The sequence below is a fragment of the Streptomyces sp. NPDC101118 genome (genome assembly GCF_044759445.1).
Lineage (GTDB): Bacteria > Actinomycetota > Actinomycetes > Streptomycetales > Streptomycetaceae > Streptomyces.
Genome location: NZ_JBIVZG010000022.1, coordinates 45,933 through 64,018 on the forward strand (window position 1 = coordinate 45,933; position 18,086 = coordinate 64,018).

12 protein-coding genes are annotated in these 18,086 nt (G+C 71.4%); 8 read left to right on the plus strand and 4 right to left on the minus strand.

From position 1 onward, the window contains the following. Nucleotides 1–67: 67 nt before the first annotated feature. A complete protein-coding gene (locus ACIQUQ_RS28770; RefSeq protein ID WP_403981547.1) occupies nucleotides 68–1,585 on the plus strand; it encodes an amino acid permease in 1,518 nt (505 codons plus the stop codon). 87 nt (nucleotides 1,586–1,672) lie between these two features. Here the strand turns inward: ACIQUQ_RS28770 and ACIQUQ_RS28775 are convergent, their stop codons facing one another. Next, nucleotides 1,673–2,746, minus strand: coding sequence for an LCP family protein (locus ACIQUQ_RS28775; protein ID WP_403981549.1), 1,074 nt, complete (start codon nucleotides 2,744–2,746; stop codon nucleotides 1,673–1,675). Between the two features lie 241 nt (nucleotides 2,747–2,987). Here ACIQUQ_RS28775 and ACIQUQ_RS28780 point away from each other — a divergent pair, with 241 nt between their 5' ends. From ACIQUQ_RS28780 to ACIQUQ_RS28805, 6 genes are all read left to right on the plus strand, one after another. Next, nucleotides 2,988–4,538, plus strand: coding sequence for a hypothetical protein (locus tag ACIQUQ_RS28780; protein WP_403981552.1), 1,551 nt, complete (start codon nucleotides 2,988–2,990; stop codon nucleotides 4,536–4,538). Between the two features lie 260 nt (nucleotides 4,539–4,798). Beyond that, nucleotides 4,799–6,919, plus strand: a complete 2,121-nt coding sequence (locus ACIQUQ_RS28785) for a hypothetical protein (protein ID WP_403981554.1) — start codon at nucleotides 4,799–4,801, stop codon at nucleotides 6,917–6,919. An 82-nt stretch (nucleotides 6,920–7,001) separates the two neighbouring features. After that, nucleotides 7,002–8,513, plus strand: coding sequence for an SDR family NAD(P)-dependent oxidoreductase (locus tag ACIQUQ_RS28790; RefSeq protein ID WP_403981557.1), 1,512 nt, complete (start codon nucleotides 7,002–7,004; stop codon nucleotides 8,511–8,513). A gap of 5 nt (nucleotides 8,514–8,518) precedes the next feature. Continuing rightward, nucleotides 8,519–9,394: a rhamnogalacturonan acetylesterase gene (locus tag ACIQUQ_RS28795; protein WP_403981560.1), complete on the plus strand. Its 876-nt coding sequence runs from the start codon at nucleotides 8,519–8,521 to the stop codon at nucleotides 9,392–9,394. Beyond that, nucleotides 9,391–10,218: an Ig-like domain-containing protein gene (locus ACIQUQ_RS28800; RefSeq protein WP_403981563.1), complete on the plus strand. Its 828-nt coding sequence runs from the start codon at nucleotides 9,391–9,393 to the stop codon at nucleotides 10,216–10,218. Before ACIQUQ_RS28795 ends, ACIQUQ_RS28800 begins: the two co-directional genes overlap by 4 nt. A 64-nt stretch (nucleotides 10,219–10,282) precedes the next feature. Continuing rightward, nucleotides 10,283–11,890, plus strand: coding sequence for a glycosyltransferase family 2 protein (locus ACIQUQ_RS28805; RefSeq protein WP_403981565.1), 1,608 nt, complete (start codon nucleotides 10,283–10,285; stop codon nucleotides 11,888–11,890). Between the two features lie 46 nt (nucleotides 11,891–11,936). On the opposite strand, the gene ACIQUQ_RS28810 is transcribed toward ACIQUQ_RS28805, so the two are convergent. The 3 genes from ACIQUQ_RS28810 to ACIQUQ_RS28820 all read right to left on the minus strand — a co-directional run bounded on the left by ACIQUQ_RS28810 (nucleotide 11,937) and on the right by ACIQUQ_RS28820 (nucleotide 16,566). Then, complete coding sequence (locus tag ACIQUQ_RS28810; protein WP_403981568.1) at nucleotides 11,937–13,019, minus strand: signaling protein; 1,083 nt, start codon at nucleotides 13,017–13,019, stop codon at nucleotides 11,937–11,939. A gap of 185 nt (nucleotides 13,020–13,204) precedes the next feature. Next, the gene (locus ACIQUQ_RS28815; protein ID WP_403981571.1) at nucleotides 13,205–15,343 is read right to left on the minus strand and encodes a 3-hydroxyacyl-CoA dehydrogenase NAD-binding domain-containing protein; all 2,139 of its coding nucleotides are present in this window, start codon (nucleotides 15,341–15,343) and stop codon (nucleotides 13,205–13,207) included. Further along, a complete protein-coding gene (locus ACIQUQ_RS28820; protein WP_403981574.1) occupies nucleotides 15,340–16,566 on the minus strand; it encodes a thiolase family protein in 1,227 nt (408 codons plus the stop codon). Before ACIQUQ_RS28820 ends, ACIQUQ_RS28815 begins: the two co-directional genes overlap by 4 nt. A 316-nt stretch (nucleotides 16,567–16,882) precedes the next feature. Between ACIQUQ_RS28820 and ACIQUQ_RS28825 the strand changes: the two genes are divergently transcribed. Further along, the gene (locus ACIQUQ_RS28825) at nucleotides 16,883–18,064 is read left to right on the plus strand and encodes an alpha/beta hydrolase (protein WP_403981576.1); all 1,182 of its coding nucleotides are present in this window, start codon (nucleotides 16,883–16,885) and stop codon (nucleotides 18,062–18,064) included. Nucleotides 18,065–18,086: the final 22 nt, after the last annotated feature.

An 18,086-nucleotide genomic window follows, 5' to 3' on the forward strand; every position in this document is an offset into this window, starting at 1 on the left:
ACCAAGCCCTCCTGGGCCGCCCGGATTCCCATCATGGCCATCACGACGAGTGCGTGGAGGTACGCCGGTGAGCACGCAGCATGACACGGGACCAGGGCGGCCCGGCCGGGCCGACGGCATGTTCCGGACCAAAACGGTCGAGCAGTCGATCCTGGACACCGAGGAGCCCGAGCACGCGCTCAAGAAATCCCTGTCGGCCTGGGACCTGATGGTCTTCGGCGTCGGCGTCATCATCGGCACGGGCATCTTCGTGCTGACCGGCAAGGTGGCCAAGGAGACCGCGGGTCCCGCCACCGCCCTGGCCTTCGTGGCCGCCGGTGTCGCCTGTGCCCTGGCCGCCCTCTGCTACGCCGAGTTCGCCTCGACCGTGCCGGTCGCGGGTTCGGCGTACACCTTCAGCTACGCCTCGATCGGCGAGCTGCCCGCCTGGATCATCGGGTGGGACCTGGTGCTGGAGTTCGCGCTGGGCACGGCGGTGGTCGCGGTCGGCTGGTCCGGCTACGTCCGGTCGCTGATGGACAACGTGGGCTGGCACCTGCCACGGGCCCTTGAAGGGCCGGACGTGCCAGGGGGCACCTTCGACCTGCTGGCCTTCCTGCTGGTCCTGGTGCTGACCGCGATCCTGGTGGTGGGCGTGAAGCTGTCGGCGCGGATCACCGCGATCGTGGTGGCCATCAAGGTCACCGTGGTGATGATCGTGATCATCGCGGGCCTGTTCTTCATCGTCGGCGACAACTACTCGCCGTTCATCCCGCCCGCCGTCGCGCAGGAGGGCGGATCCGGGCTCGACGCCCCGCTGGTGCAGCTGATGTTCGGCTACGAGCCCACCAACTTCGGCGTCATGGGCATCTTCACGGCCGCGTCCGTGGTGTTCTTCGCCTTCATCGGCTTCGACGTGGTGGCCACCGCCGCCGAGGAGACCAAGCACCCGCAGCGGGACATGCCCAAGGGCATCCTGGGCTCGCTGCTCATCTGCACCGTGCTGTACGTGGCGGTCTCGCTGGTGGTCACCGGCATGCAGCACTACACCGAGCTGTCCACCAGCGCCCCGCTGGCCGACGCCTTCAAGGCGGCCGGGCATCCCGTGTACGGCGGCATCATCAGCTTCGGCGCCGCCGTCGGTCTGACCACGGTCTGCATGATCCTGCTGCTGGGCCAGACCCGCGTGTTCTTCGCGATGAGCCGTGACGGGCTGCTGCCGCGGTTCTTCTCGGTCACCCACCCGCACTTCAAGACGCCGTACCGGCCGACCATCCTGCTCGGCGGCGTCATCGCCGTCGTCGCGGGCTTCACCAGCATCAACGAGCTGGCGACGCTGGTGAACATCGGCACCCTGTTCGCCTTCGTGGTGGTGGCGCTGGGCGTCATCATCCTCCGCCGCACCCGGCCGGACCTGCACCGGGCCTTCCGCACCCCGTGGGTGCCGGTGATCCCGATCCTGTCCATCGCGGCCTCGGTCTGGCTGATGCTCAACCTGCCGGCCGAGACCTGGCTGCGGTTCGCCATCTGGATGGTGATCGGCTTCGCCGTGTACTTCCTGTACGGGCGCTCGCACAGCCGGATGAACGAGCGCGGCCGCGTCTGAGCCGCACGCGACGTGGCCCCCGCCTGTCCGACAGGCGGGGGCCACGCTGTGTGCGCACCGGGGCCGGACCGGGCGTCCGACGGTCCGTCAGCCCCCCGTCGCGGGGGACTTCTTGGCGGAGGCCGGGATCTTCTTGTCCTCGCGCACGGCCGTCCACAGGTCGGTGGCCTGCGGTTCCGCGACGACCACGCGGTTGGGGTCGACCTTGTCGTAGGCCACCGGCAGCATGATGGTCTCCATCGTGCTCGCGTCGACGCCCTTCATGGACTTGGCGAAGTCGGCCAGGGCGGTGAGGGAGGCCAGGTCCGAGTCGGTCGTCAGGGACTTCGTGCCGGCGTCGGCGAGCTTGTACAGCCGCGCCGGGCTGCCGAGGGCGTCCTGCTTCTTGATCTCCGTCAGCATCGCGAGCATGAACTGCTGCTGGAGGCCGATGCGTCCGAGGTCGCTGCCGTCGCCGTAGCCGTAGCGGGTGCGGACGAACTTCAGCGAGTCGGTGCCGTTGAGCTTGTGTGTGCCGGGCTCCAGGGTGAAGCCGCCCTTGGTGTCGTGGATCGGCTTGTCCGTGGTGACGGTGACGCCGCCGAGGGCGTCGACCAGACCCTTGAAGCCGGCGAAGTCGATCTCCACGAAGTGGTCGATGCGGACGCCCGACATCTTCTCCACCGTGTTCACCACGCAGGCCGGACCGGCCACGGTGTAGATGGAGTTGAACATCACACGCTTCTTCGACGGGAGCGTCCCGCCGTCCTTCTTCCTGCACTCGGGCCGGGTGACCAGGGTGTCGCGGGGGATGCTCACCGCGGTCACCTTGGACCGGCCCTCGGGTATGTGCATCAGCATCGCGGTGTCGGAGCGGGCGGTGCCGCCGACGTCGCCGTGGTCGAGGTCGCCGTTGGCGCCGCTGCGCGAGTCCGAGCCGAGGACCAGGACGTTCTGCGCGCCGGCCACCACCTTCTCCGGGCGGTTGTCCCCGATGGCCTTGTCCAGGTCCACGCTGTCGATGTTGCCGTTGAGGTGGCTGTACATCCACCAGACCGCGCCGCCGCCGATCAGGGCGAGGACGAGCAGGGCCAGCAGGATGATCTTGAATGCCTTGCCGCCCCGGCTGCTCTTGCGGGGGGCCCGGCGGGAACGCGGCGGTGCTTCGGTTGCCTGAGTCATGCCGTGTGAAGTCCTTCGATCCCGGTGATCGGTCGTGTGGGTGAGGCGACCGCCACCTCTGCGGGGGACCGGGCGGTCGTTCGCTCTCCGGCAGCGGAGCCGGGGGTCTGCACGCTGCGGCCGTGGAGCGATACCCGAGAACTATAGGCAAACGTGCACATCGAACGGGAGTGCCCTTATCGTGCTCGCGGGTACCGCGAGACGAACCCGCTGTGTCGGGAAAGGGAACCGGGAGGGGCAAGTGCGCGCAGTCGACAGCCGAACCGAGGGTGTGCGCACCGCAGAACCCCAGGCGGACCGTGCCGCGCCGGCGCACGCGGGCACCCGCGTCCTGCTGGTCGCGCCCCATGTGCGGGCCGCCGCCGTGCTGCTGGGGGAGGAGCGGGGGCCGGGTGCGGTCACCGCGCTGTGCCCGGAGGCCGGCGGTGCCGAGGACCGGTCCGCGTACGCGCGCGCCGCCGCCGAGGCCACCCGGCGCGGCTGCCCGGCCGACGCCGCCCCGCGCCCGCTGCGCCCCGAGGGCCTCGCCGACACCCTGCTGCGGGAGTTGTACGCCGTACGGCCGGACCGGGTCGTCACCGGCGACCCGCACGCGGTGCGCGACGGCGGTGCCGCCGGGGCGTGGGAGAGCGAGCTGGCGCTCGCGGTGCTGGACGCGGTGGAGGAGTACCAGCGCGCCACCGGTACCCCGGTGTTCACGGACTGCCGGGTCGTCGACCACGACGCCTGGCCCGCCGTCGCCTCGCGTCCGCGCTACCCGGCGCCGCTCCGGTGGGCGGTGCGCGGCACCGACGGCCGGGTCACCGCGTACCTGCCGGTGCCCGGCGCGGTGGTGCGCTGGACCGAGGGCGCCGACGGGCGGTGGGGCGGCCCGGAGCTGCTGCCGGTGCCGGGCCTGCTGCCCGGGCTGACGGTCGTACAGGGGCCGGACGGGTACGCGCGGCTGCTCGGGCTGCGCCGTACGGCCGCGGGTGCCGACTGGAGCACCGAGGTGGTCGGCGCGCTCCAGTACCAGACGGGCCGGCCGCTCGGGCCCTGGCACGTGAAGAACAACCCGCACCGTTCGGAGCCGGAGCGCGGCAAGTTCATCGGCATGCCGGCGGCCGTCTGCGACGGTGCGGGCACCCTGCACCTCTTCCTCCGCAACGACCTGCACACCCTCAACCACTGCTACGAGCGGGAGAACGGCGCCTGGTCGGGCTGGACCCTGCTGCGCGGCACCCGGGCCTCCGAGGACCTGGCGGCGCTGCGCGTGCCGGACGGCGGCGTCGAACTGTACGCGCGGCTGCGGGACCACGCGGGGACGGTCCGCTGGCACCGCGGCGGGCCGGACGGCGCCTGGGCCGAGGACCGGCGGGTGCCCGTGCACCCGGTGCCCGGCTCCCTGGCCGCCGCTCCGGACGCGGGCGCGCTGCGCTACCGGTACGCCGAGACGGGCGAGCCGTGCGAGTGGCGGTGGGGCGCGCAGGGTCCGGCGGGCCTCAACGCGCCGGGGGTTACCGGGCGTATCGCCGGTGTCCAGGGGGTTCCGGTGGGCGGCTGGAGCTGCACGGTGCTGGCGGCCGAGGACGAGCGGGGGACGTGCGCCATCGGCACGTACGTCGACGGGGCGCCGGAATCGGGGGTGTGGTGGTCGCCGACCGGCCGGCGAACTCTCGTACCGCCCGCGGTCGTCCGGGACCGCACCGGCCGGGTGATGATCGCCACACTGTCCCCTTCCGGGCGTCTTGAGGTGACCCGGCAGATACCGGGTCAGGCCCTTGACTTCGCAGCGTGGGAGACCATCGGGTAGTGGTCCCGGGTCCGGTGCGGACGGTGTGACGGCTGTCCGGGTTGCCCGAGTTATTCCGGCGGTTACATGCCCGTGACAATCCGGCGGGTACTATTCCTCACTCCAGGTAAAGCTGAGGTGAAGGCTGGAAGTCGACGCGGGGAACTCAGCCTGACTGTCACCACGGGTGTTTTTCCGTCCTGTTGATGTGGCCTCAGCCGCCTCCCCTTCTGCCTCTTTTTGCCTGGTGTCCGCAGCGCCGACGAGAGAAGAGGACGACTGTGATCGCCGCGCTGATCCGCCATGCGGAGATCAGCAAGGACAAGAACGTGCTTGTCCTTCTCACGCTGCTGGGCAGTTACCTGGCCATGCTGGTCTCGGCCGTGCTCGGGTACTTCTGGGTCTTCACGGGCGCCCTCGCGCTCAGCTACCTCTCGGACATCCACCTCCACAAGCACGAGCCGGACCTCATCAAGTTCCTCGGCAAGCTCAAGTGGGGCCTGTCCATTCGCGTCCTGGTGCGCGAGCTCTCCGTCCTGGTGATGCTGCGCGGCGTCGCGGGCATCGACGGCGACGCGTTCGTCGTCGTCTTCCTCGGCTTCGTCGCCGTGCACTCGCTGCGCCTCGTCTACACGTTCCTCTGCATGTTCATCAAGCGCCGCCGTGCGCTGCCGGTCCGCGTGCGCAACCTGGACCTGAGCAAGCTGAACATGCCGGAGCCGCCCCCGCAGATCGCGTTCAAGAGCCACGAGCGCAAGCTCCTGTACCTGGACACCGCGGTCATCGCCGGCGCCCTCGCCTCGCACTACACGAAGATCATCGGCTTCGGCGTGCTCGGCGTCGCCCTCGCCGTCACCCTCGCCGTCGTCGGCATGCTGATGCTGCTGCCGACGGTGAGCCAGTGCCGCCGCGTCCCCAGCCACGAGCGCACCTTCAAGATCCTCAACCAGCAGGTCGCGAAGTACAAGCCCGAGGTGGTCCTGTACTTCAGCTACGCCGCCGGTGCGCGCGACTCCGCCTACCAGGTCAACATGTGGCTGGACACGCTGGCCCGCCTCGGCCGCCGCCCGCTGATCGTGCTGCGCGAGGTCACCACCCTGCGCTTCCTCGCGTACACCCCGCTGCCGGTGGTCTGCATACCCAAGGCCGACGACCTCTCGCTGCTGGAGCTGCCCGAGGCCCGGGTCATCCTCTACCCGGCCAACGCCGGCAAGAACGTCCACATGCTCCGCATCGCCGAGGCCAAGCACGTCTTCATCGGCCACGGCGACAGCGACAAGCTCGCCAGCTCCAACCGCGTCAGCAAGGTCTACGACGAGATCTGGACCGCCGGCGAGGCCGGCGAGGACCGCTACCAGCGCCTGCGCGGCACCATCCCGTCCGCCGACCTGGTCCGCGTGGGCCGCCCCCAGCTCAGCGCCGTCGAGACCGTCGGCCCCCGCCCGCGGGAGCACATGACCACCATCATGTACGCGCCCACCTGGGAGGGCTGGACCGCCGACCCGTACCACACCTCCCTCGTCCTGATGGGCGAGAAGATGATCCGGATGCTGCTCAACATGGACCAGCCGGTCCGCGTCATCTACAAGCCCCACCCGCTCACCGGCAAGCGCTCCATCCAGGCCACCCGCGCCCACCGCCGCATCATCGCGATGCTGGAGGCCGACAACGCCCGCCGCGAGAAGCAGGCCGGGGCCGCCGCCAAGGCGATGGCCCAGGGCGACAAGCGGCTCTCCGAGCTCGAAGGCCGCATGGGCAAGCTCAAGGCCTGGACCGTCGTCGGCGTCTACGGCATCTGGGACAAGGACCGCTCCGCCCTCGCCAAGCCCCCGAAGGAGTCCTGGGAGCAGCTCCAGGGCGAGTGGCACGACACCTTCTGGCAGTCGCGCGGCCACGACCGCCACCAGGTCGTCACCGGCCAGCTGCCCTCGCTCTACAGCTGCTACAACGAGTCCGACATGATGATCAGCGACATCTCCAGTGTCGTCTCCGACTTCGTGCAGAGCGAGAAGCCGTACGTCGTCTGCAACCCCTCGGACATGGACCCCGAGCTGTTCAAGCAGCTCAACCCCGCCGCCTCGGCCGCCTACATCCTCGGCCCGTCCTGCGCCGACCTCCAGACCGGGGTCGACGCCGCCCGCTCGGGCGGCCGGGACCGGCTCGCCGACCACCGCGCCATCCTCAAGCGCTACCTCCTCGGCGACGGCGACTCGATGGTCCGCTTCAACGACGCGGTCAACGCGCTGTTCAGCAGGGCGTCCGAGAAGTTCCCGCCCGGCGACGTCGCCGAGCCGATCCTGGCCAACCCGTTCACCCGGGGCCAGACGGTCATGCACGACGCCACCATGCCGATCCGCGTGATCAGGCAACACCACCCGAACTCCATGGAGCAGTACTTCTAGGTCCCCTCCGGGACCTGTCCGTACCGCTCGGGCCCGCGCCGGCGCCCACCCCTTCACCAGACAGCAGAGCCGAGGAGTCGTCTTGTCCCTCACTGCCCGAACGATCGCAGTCGTCCTCGCGGGCGGCACCGGCCAGCGGGTCGGTCTCGCCATCCCCAAGCAGCTCGTCAAGATCGCCGGGCGCACCATCCTCGAACACACCCTCGCCGTCTTCGAGGAGACCGCCTCGGTCGACGAGGTGATGGTCGTGATGCACCCCGACTACGTCGCCGACGTCGAGGCCATCGTCACCGCGGCCGGCCTGCGGAAGGTCAGCCGCGTCATCGCCGGCGGCTCCACCCGCAACGAGACCACCTGCCGGGCCATCGACGCCATCTCCGCCGGGCTCGCCGAGGGCGAGGCCGACCCCAAGGTCCTCTTCCACGACGCCGTCCGCCCCCTGCTCTCGCAGCGGGTCATCGACGACTGCGTCGCCGCCCTCGACAAGTACGAGGCCGTCGACGTCGCCATCCCCTCGGCCGACACCATCATCGTCACCCGCACCCACGGCGAGGACGGCGAGTTCATCACGGACATCCCGGACCGCTCCCGGCTGCGCCGCGGCCAGACCCCCCAGGCCTTCCTGCTCTCCACCATCCGCCGCGCCTACGCGGTGGCCGCCGGCGACCCGAACTTCGAGGCCACCGACGACTGCTCCGTGGTCCTTCGCTACCTCCCCGACGTGCCCGTGCACGTCGTCGAGGGCGAGGAGCACAACATGAAGGTCACCCACCCGGTCGACATCTTCATCGCCGACAAGTTCTTCCAGCTGGCCCACCAGGCCGCGCCCGCCCACGGCGACGACGACACCTACCGCGCCGCCCTCCAGGGCACCTCCCTCGTCGTCTTCGGCGCCAGCTACGGCATCGGTGCCGACATAGCCGACTTCGCCGAGTCCTACGGCGCCACCGTCTTCCGCTTCAGCCGCTCCGGCACCGGCACCTTCGTCGAGGACCCCACCCACGTCGAGAAGGCCCTCGCCGAGGCGTACGAGAGCGCCGGCCGCATCGACTACGTCGTCAACACCGCCGGCGTGCTGCGCACCGGCAAGCTCGCCGAGACCGACCACGCGACCATCGAGAGCGCCACGCTCGTCAACTACCTCGCCCCGGTCCACATCGCCCGCGCCGCCCACCAGTACCTCGCCAGGACCCGCGGCCAGCTGCTGCTCTACACCTCCAGCAGCTACACCCGCGGCCGCGCCGGCTACAGCCTCTACTCCTCCGCCAAGGCCGCCACCGTCAACCTCACCCAGGCCCTGGCCGACGAGTGGGCCGCCGACGGCATCCGCGTCAACTGCGTCAACCCCGAGCGCACCCGCACCCCGATGCGCACCAAGGCCTTCGGCGACGAGCCCGCGGACTCGCTGCTCACCTCCGAGTCCGTCGCCCGCACCTCGGTCGACGTGCTCATCTCGCAGCTCACCGGCCACGTCATCGACGTACGCCGGCAGGACCCCTTCAAGACGGTGGCCGTGCCCGAGGGCGACCTCGCCGACGCCTTCGCGAAGGGCGACGAGAGCGACGCCGGCGCAGGGGACACCGAGGGGATCTGAGCGCGATGACGGCGATGCAGGGGCACGGCGGCCCCCGGCGGCGGATCTTCCTCGCGGGCGACTCCACGGTGATCACCCGCGGGGTGGACTACCTGCCGATGGCGGGCTGGGGCCAGATGCTCCAGCTGTTCTTCACGCCCGACGTCGAGGTCGTCAACTGCGCCCGGGCCGGCGCCAGTTCGATGAGCTTCTTCGACCGCGGCCGGTTCCAGTGGATCCTGAACAACGTCAGCCCCGGCGACTACGTGATCATCACGTTCGGCCAGGTCGACTACAAGCCGGGCAAGGGCCTGTACGCCGGCCCGCACGCCGACTACCAGCTCTACCTGAAGGCCATGGTCCAGCTCACCCGCGAGCACCAGGCCCACCCCGTGCTGGTGATGACCCACGAGCGGCGGAAGTTCGACAAGCACGACAACCTCATCCGCTACATCACCACCTACCCGATGGCGATGCGCGAGGTGGCCGCCGACACCTCGGCCCCGCTCATCGACCTCTACGCGCAGAGCCTGGAGTGGTGGGAGGCCCTCGGCCCCGACGTGAGCAAGGACCTCTTCACCCACCTGCGCCAGTACGAGAACCCGCTCGCCAACATCAAGGGCTGGGACGACACCCACTGCCGCGCCGAGGGCTGCACCGAGTTCGCCCGGTTCATCGCCCGCGCCATGCGCGACCAGGGGCTGATCCCCGCCCACCAGGTGACCGGACTCGACCGCACGGAGTTCACCGCCGAGGAGATGGGCTGGGTCTCCGTCGCCGAATCCGACCGGCGCGCCAAGGAGCGCGTCGCCGCCCCCACCGAGGACGCCAAGGCCCGGGTCGCCGGCGCCGTCCGCGCGCCCAGCGGCCCCGGGGTCGCCAAGCCGGGAGTGATGAAGTGACCTACCTGCTCACGGTCGTGAAGGTGGCCGAGGCCGGCCGGCCCGGCAACTCCGCCGTCGCCGCCGTCCACTCCGAGGTCCACCCGGCCGCCTCGGCCGCCCCCGGCCAGACCCTGCGCCTCGCGCTGACCGTCCAGGCCGCCCCCGGCGCCCGGCACGCCTACGGCTACCTCGACACCCGCCCCTTCGGCTTCGGCGAGGCCGCCGAGGTCCTGGCCGTCCAGGGCGTCGAGTACCTCCCCGAGCGCCACGCCTACCGGGTACGCGCCCAGGGCGGCGCCGCCGAGACCGGCTACCTCACCCTGCGGATCCGGCCGGAGACCGCCGAACCCGTGCTGCGCCCGGCCATCTCCGCCGCCGTGCCCGGCGAGGAGCCCCGCAAGCTCGTCCGCACCGAGCCGCTGGCCGACCTCGGCGTGCGCATCCGCCGGTTCCACGTCCCGGGCCGCGCCCTGAACGTCGCCCCGCACGCCGCCCACCTGCCCGCCCTGCTCGACCCGCGCCAGGGCATGCCCCCGGGCACCGCACTCGCCGGCCACGGCCAGGCGCGCCACGGCACGGTCGCGGTCACCCCCGAGGGAGTCCTCGCCTACCAGGCCGCGCCCGGCGCCCAGGGGTACGACGGCTTCACCTACACCCTCCGGTCCCCGCACGGCGAGACGGCCGAGGGGCAGGTCGTGGTGTACGTCGGCGACCTGTCGGCCACCCCCGGCGTGCTGACCCCGCCCGGCGCGAACGGCGCGGGCACCACCGCCCACCTGCCCTGGCGCCAGCCGAAGATCATCGGCGAACTGCCGTGGCCGCCCGAGTCCCTCACCGGCTGACCGGCCCCGACCGCCGCCGGCCCCGGCCCCCGGCCACCCAGGCCCCCGCACGCGACGAAGAGTGGTGAACCGCACCGTGACCCCCCAGGACCAGCCCGACGTCAGCGTCGTCATCGACGCGGCGAACGCCCTGCCCGGCCTCGCCGACTGCCTCACCTCGGTGCTGGCCCAGGCCGAGGAGGGCTTCCGCGTCGAGGTGCTGGCCTTCGACCGGGGCTCCCAGGACGGCTCCCGCGAACTGCTCCAGCAGTGGGCCGCCCAGTACCCCGGCTTCCTGCGGTTCGCCGCCCTCCCGCCGTCCGAGACGCCCGCCGAGGCCCGCAACACCGGCATCGAACAGGCCACCGGACGCCACCTGCTCTTCCTCAGCGGAACCGACCGGCTCACCCCCGGCGCGCTGCGCCGGATGGTCACCACCGCCGACCAGAACGAGGCCGACATCGTGCTCGGCAAGGTCGCCGGCCTGGACGGCCAGAAGGTCGGCACGTCGATGTTCGCCCGCAACGCGGCCGACGCGGACGTCTTCGCCTCCCGGGTCTACTGGTCCCTCAGCCCCGACAAGCTGTTCCGCCGCAGCCTGGTCGAGCGCTGCTTCCTGCGCTTCCCCGCCGACTGGCGGCTGGGCGAGGAGGTGGCCTTCACCGCCCTCGCGTACCTGTACGCCGACCGAGTCTCGGTCGTGGCGGACACCGTCTGCGTGCAGCAGGCCCGCCGGGTCGCCGGGGTCAACGCCTCCCGGTTCGGCGGCTCCCTCGCCGACCGCATGGCCATCACCCGGCAGCTCGTGCAGATGGTGGCCGAGCGGGTTCCGCCGGGCCCCGGCCGCGACCACGTGATGGCCCGCCACTTCGAGCTGGAGCTCGGCAAGGCCACCGGCGCCCCATACCGCGCCAGCAAGGACACCGAGCTGCGCTGGCAGGTCATGTCCGAGTGCCGCGAGCTGCTGGAGGCGTACGGCACCCCGGGCGTGTTCGCCAAGCTGCCGCGGCCGCTGTCGGTCCGCCTGGAGCTGATCCGGCGGGGCCGGTTCGCCGAGGCCGAGCGGCTCGTCGCGTACGAGCTCGACAAGGAGAAGCCCGAGCAGACCATCGAGGACGGGCGGGTCTTCCGGACGTACCCCTACTTCCGCGACCCGGACGTGGGCGTGCCCGACGACCGGTACGAGGTCACCCACACCCTGCGCGCCCGGCACCAGCTCACCAAGGTGACCTGGACGGACGCCACCCTCCAGCTGCTGGGCACCGCCTACATCGAGCAGCTGCCGACGCGGGACCCGAACACCCGGGTGGTGCTCCGCGAGCGCCGCACCGGTGCCGAACTGCGCTTCCGCACCTTCGCGTTCGACTCGCCCAAGCTGAAGGCCGCCTCGCCGAAGATCGAGCGCGGGCTCGCCTCCTGGGAGGCGCGCATCGACCTGTCGGCCGCCGACGGGCACCGCCCCATCACCGGGGGCCTGTGGGACGTCTTCCTCTCCGTCTCCTTCCAGGGGGTGGCGAAGGAGGTGCGGCTGGGTTCCTCGCGCGGCGAGGCCGTGACCGACCGCACCCGGCAGGGCGTCGTCGTCGGCCCCGTGGACGCCATGGGACTGGAGCCGGTCTGCCACCTGTACGCCACCAAGGCCGGCAACCTCACCCTGGAGGTCTCCGACCGGCGCCCGCTGCCGGGCGCCTGAGCCCGGCGGACCCCGGGCCTCCGGTACGGGCGTTCCCGCGTTCCGGTCAGGCGCCCGCCGGGCCGAAGGCGTGCACGGCCAGCCTGCGGTCGCCGGAGTCGCCGGTGGCGAAGCCCACGCAGAGCCGGGGCCGGTCCGTCACCCGCACCGCCAGCCCCTCGGGCTCGCGGTAGGGCAGCGAGAGCGCGGCGGCGACCGGAGCGCGGCCGTCGACCCGGCCGGTGCGCAGGTCGACGGCCGACAGCACGGTGTTGCCCCCGGACGAGCGCGGGTTGCCGCCCTTGCCGCCCTTGCCGTCCGTGAACTCGTTGCCCGTCACCTGGTACACGTGGTCGCCGTACAGCGCGCAGCCCTGGAAGGTCTCGTCCGGCTCCCGGCCCGCCTGGCGGACCGCGTACAGCTCCTCGTACCGTCCGGCGGCGAAGGAGTCCGCGGGGTAGACGGCGTACCACTGCCGGTCGGGCTTGCGCGCGGTCTGGTAGGCGACCATCACGCGGTGCTCGACGGCGTCGTAGACCGGCTGGTTCGCGAACGAGCCGGGGACGGGCCGGTGGTGACGGACCGACGGGTCGTCGCTGTCCAGTACGGCGCCGGGCTCGAAGGGGATCCGCGCCACGGCCCGCCCGTAGCCGGTCGTGGGGTCGGCGTCCGACTCGGTCCACAGCCACACGCCGCTGCGGGTGGGCTGGACGCCCATCGAGACGCCGTGCCCGAAGCCGCGCAGGACCATGTGCTGGAGGTCCCCGCCGTCCGCGGGGACACGGGTGACGCACAGGTCGCCGCTGCGGGCCCGCACCTCACTGGAGAAACGTTCCGGCTCGTCCGGCAGGCGCAGCCCGCCCTGGACGAGCTGGACGGCGTACACCTCGCCGCGGGTGTCGTCGAAGGCGAAGGACTGGGCGACGGTGGTCTGGGCGAGGCGGGTGGGCGCCAGCACCTCGGTGGTGTCGGCCGCGTCGAACACGCCGACGCGGCTGGACTCGTCCGGGCCGCCGGCCAGCCGTCCGGCGAGCAGCCCGCCGGAGACCGCGACGGCGGCCGAGCCGCCGGTCAGCAGGAGCGCGCGGCGGGACAGCCGGGTGCGCGGCCGGTGCATGGTGCGTCCCTCCGACTCGGGTTGACGTGGCACCAGGTCTCCTGGTGCGTGCGAGACCGGGCATTCTTCCACGCGCCCGGGACGGGGGCCCAATCCGCTACGGGGTCCCCCGCCGGATCCCGCACGGCCGCCCGGAAGATCAGTCACGGCTGCCCGGAAAGACGGCTGCCCGCCCGTGGTGGTTCCACGGGCGGGCAGCCGGACGGCACCGTTCAGGCTCAGGCGGGGACGCTCGCCAGGCCCGGGGCCAGGAACTTCTTGCCGTTCACGCGCTCCGAGACGCCCTCGCGGTCCAGGTACGGCGTGATGCCGCCCAGGTGGAAGGGCCAGCCGGCACCGGTGATCAGGCAGAGGTCGATGTCCTGGGCCTCGGCCACGACACCCTCCTCCAGCATCAGGCCGATCTCCTGCGCGACGGCGTCCAGGACGCGGTCCCGCACCTGCTCCTCGGTCAGGACGGAGTCGCCCTGCTTGAGGAGCGCGGCGACCTCGGGGTCCAGCTCCGGCTTGAAGCCGTTCTCCGCGTTGTACACGTAGAAGCCGCGCTTGCCGGCCTCGACGACCGCCTTCAGGTTGGGGGAGACCGTGAAGCGCTCCGGGAAGGCTCGGTTCAGGGTCTCGGAGACGTGCAGGCCGATGGCCGGGCCCACGAGCTCCAGGAGCACCAGCGGGGACATCGGCAGGCCGAGCGGCTCGATGGCCTTCTCCGCCGTGACGACCGGGGTGCCCTCGTCGATGACGTTCTGGATCTCGCCCATGAAGCGGGTGAGGATGCGGTTCACGACGAACGCCGGGGCGTCCTTGGTGAGGACCGCGGTCTTCTTCAGCTTCTTGGCGACGCCGAAGGCCGTGGCCAGGGAGGCGTCGTCGGTCTGCTCGCCGCGGACGATCTCCAGGAGCGGGAGGATCGCGACCGGGTTGAAGAAGTGGAAGCCGACCACGCGCTCCGGGTGCCGGAGCTTGGAGGCCATCTCCGAGACGGACAGCGAGGAGGTGTTGGTGGCGAGGATCGCGTGCGCCGGGGCGACGGCCTCGACCTCCGCGAACACCTTCTGCTTGACCGACATCTCCTCGAACACGGCCTCGATGATGAAGTCCGCGTCCGCGAAGCCCTCGGCCTTGTCCAGGACACCGCTGACCAGGCCCTTGAGGCGGTTGGCCTTGTCCTGGTTGATGCGGCCCTTGCCGAGCAGCTTCTCGATCTCGGCGTGGACGTAGCCCACGCCCTTGTCCACGCGCTCCTGGTCGATGTCGGTGAGGACCACCGGCACCTCCAGGCGGCGCAGGAAGAGCAGCGCCAGCTGCGAGGCCATCAGGCCCGCGCCGACGACGCCGACCTTGGTGACCGGGCGGGCCAGGGACTTGTCCGGGGCGCCGGCCGGGCGCTTGGCGCGCTTCTGGACCAGGTTGAAGGCGTAGATGCCGGAGCGCAGCTCGCCGCCCATGATGAGGTCCGCGAGCGCGGTGTCCTCGGCGTCGAAGCCCTTCTGCAGGTCGCCGTCCTTGGACGCCTCGATGATGTCGAGGGCGCGGTACGCGGCCGGGGCGGCGCCGTGCACCTTCGAGTCCGCGATGGCGCGGCCCTTGGCGACGGCCGCGTCCCAGCCCTCGCCGCGGTCGATCTCGGGGCGGACGACCTCGGTCTCGCCCTTGAGGACCTTCGCGGTCCACAGCAGCGACTGCTCCAGGAAGTCGGCGCCGTCGAAGGCGGCGTCCGCGATGCCCAGGTCGAAGACCTGCTGGCCCTTGAGCTGCTTGTTCTGGTTGAGCGAGTTCTCGATGATCACCGAGACCGCCTTCTCCGCACCGATCAGGTTCGGCAGGATCGTGCAGCCGCCCCAGCCGGGGACGAGGCCCAGGAAGACCTCGGGCAGCGAGAACGCGGGGAGCGCGCGGGAGACCGTGCGGTACGTGCAGTGCAGACCGGCCTCGACACCGCCGCCCATCGCCGCGCCGTTGTAGTACGCGAAGGTGGGGACGGCCAGGGCCGCGAGGCGCTTGAAGACGTCGTGGCCGCCCTTGCCGATGGCCAGGGCCTCCTCGTGCTTCTTCAGCAGCTCGACGCCCTTGAGGTCGGCGCCGACGGCGAAGATGAACGGCTTGCCGGTCAGGCCCGCACCGACGATGGAGCCCTCGGCGGCCTCCTTCTCGACCTGGTCCAGCGCCGTGTTCAGGTTGGCGAGGGACTGCGGGCCGAAGGTGGTCGGCTTGGTGTGGTCGAAGCCGTTGTCCAGCGTGATCAGGGCGAAGCGGCCCGCGCCGAACGGCAGGTCGAGGTGGCGGACGTGCGCCTGCGTGACGACCTCGTCCGGGAACAGCTCGGCCGCGCCCTTCAGGAGCTCAGCGGTGGTGCTCACTTGGAGTCTCCTTCGGCGTTGAAGTTCGGGTTCTCCCAGATGACCGTGGCGCCCATGCCGAAGCCGACGCACATGGTGGTCAGGCCGTAGCGGACGTGCGGCTGCTCTTCGAACTGACGGGCCAGCTGCGTCATCAGGCGCACGCCGGAGGAGGCGAGCGGGTGACCGAAGGCGATGGCGCCTCCGTACTGGTTCACGCGGGCGTCGTCGTCGGCGATGCCGTAGTGCTCCAGGAACGCGAGGACCTGGACCGCGAAGGCCTCGTTGATCTCGAAGAGACCGATGTCCTCGATCGTCAGGCCGGCCTGGGCCAGGGCCTTCTCGGTGGCCGGGATCGGGCCGTAGCCCATGACCTCGGGCTCGACACCCGCGAAGGAGTACGAGACCAGGCGCATCTTGACCGGGAGGTTGTTCTCCCGGGCGAAGTCCTCGGACGCGATGATCGCGGCGGTGGCACCGTCGTTGAGACCGGCGGCGTTGCCCGCGGTGACCCGGCCGTGCGTACGGAACGGGGTCTTCAGGCCGGCCAGGTTCTCCAGCGTGGTGCCCGGGCGCATCGGCTCGTCGGAGGTGACCAGACCCCAGCCCGTCTCACCGGCCGCCTCGTTGGTGTTGCGCACCGAGATCGGGACCAGGTCCTGCTGGATCTTGCCGTCGGCGTACGCCTTGGCGGCCTTCTCCTGCGAGCGCACGGCGTACTCGTCGGCGCGGAGCTTGGTGATGGTCGGGTACCGGTCGTGCAGGTTCTCGGCGGTCATGCCCATGAACAGGGCGGACTCGTCGACCAGCTTCTCGGAGACGAAGCGCGGGTTCGGGTCCACGCCCTCGCCCATGGGGTGACGGCCCATGTGCTCGACACCGCCGGCGAGGGCGACGTCGTACGCACCGAAGGCCACGCCGCCCGCGACGGCGGTCACGGCGGTCAGCGCGCCGGCGCACATGCGGTCGATGGAGTAGCCCGGGACGGACTGCGGCAGGCCCGCGAGGATGCCCGCGGTGCGGCCGAGGGTCAGGCCCTGGTCGCCGATCTGCGTGGTCGCGGCGATCGCGACCTCGTCGATCTTCTTGGGGTCCAGGTCCGGGTTGCGGCGCAGCAGCTCCCGGATCGCCTTCACGACGAGGTCGTCGGCGCGGGTCTCGTGGTAGATGCCCTTCGGGCCCGCCTTGCCGAACGGGGTGCGGACGCCGTCGACGAAGACGACGTCCCTGACGGTACGAGGCACGTTGGCTCTCCTCCAGGTGCGGGATGGCACTGCTGCGCGGGAGCGCGCACCGCGACTGAGCGCGCGCTCACCTCGCCCATGCTACTTGCGGGTAACCCATGTGGACAGCCCCTGCCCCGGGAGCGGCGAAGGTCACATCCGGACCATGGCCCGTGCGCCCGTCGCGCGCCCGGCCGATCGGACCGCCGGCCACCCCGATGGGGTCGTCCTCGCCCCCCGCCCGGCCCGGCTCGTGCCCCGGCCTCCCGGCGGCCCGGATCCTTGCTGCGCCGGGGGCGCCCGCCCCCGCGCAGCCGCCGACGGAACGGAGTCCCGCATGGCCATCAAGCACACCGACCACGCCGTCCAGCACAAGTCGACCGTCCCCGCGAACGAGAACGACCTGGTCAGCCTGTTCGTCCGAGAGTACGACGGGACGCCGCCGGGCACCCCGATCGAGAAACGCCGCGCCGTCCTGATGCTGCACGGCAGGACCGTGCCCGCCCTGGCGATCTACGACATCGGCACCGGCGACTACAGCTGGTCCCGGGTGCTGGCGCACGCCGGCTACGACGTGTTCGTGATGGACCTCCAGGGCATGGGACTCTCGCCCCGCCCGAAGATGGACGAGCCGTGCAACGCCAACCCGGCCCACCACAGCCGGGTGACGGACCCCAACCTGCCGCTCACCGAACCCTGCTCCCCGTACTACAAGTTCCAGCTGAACAACTCGCAGAGCGACTGGGACGAGGTCCACCGCGTCGTCGAGTACATCAGAACGGAGGTGCACCCCGGTGTCGGCAAGCTGGACCTGATCGGCAACTCGGCCGCGGCCTTCGCGCTCGGCCCGTACACCATCCAGCACAAGGAGAACGTCCGCAGCCTGATGCTCCAGGCGCCGGTCTTCCGGGCCGACGGCCAGGCCAGCGCCCCGGGCACCGAGTTCGGCGCGCCGTCCACGATGCCGGTGAACACCCCTCCGTACCCGATGAACCTCGGTACGAAGGCGGGGCTGAAGGCGGCCCTGGAGGCGGAGGCCGGGACGGACTGCCCGGGCCAGCACGGTGACGACCTCGACGCACTCGTCGACATGGTCTGGGACGCGATCATGGCGAGCGACACCAAGGGGCGCACCTGGGGCAAGGTGCTGCCCGACGGCCGGACGGAGGGCGTGAGCCGGCAGCGCCAGGCCTTCTGGTGGGGCTGGAACAAGAAGACGGTGCCGCTGCACGGGGTGCTCGGCGGCGACGTCCCGGTGTGCATCGTCTACGGCGACCTGGACAGGACCGTGACCACCGCGGGCCTGTCGGTCACCGAGCTGTACAAGGCCGTCCCGGGCGACAGGAAGCTGATGTTCAAGGTGTCCTGTGCCAGCCACCAGTGGCCCTGGGAGGGCCGCCGGACGACGTTGCACACGATGTCGAAGCAGTGGCTCAAGCACGGCAAGGTGTTCGGCAGGGACAAGGGCAGCTTCCACGTGGACGGGAACGACGACGTCACGCCGCTGCCCGTGCCGTAGGGCCACCGCCGGGCGCGCGGGT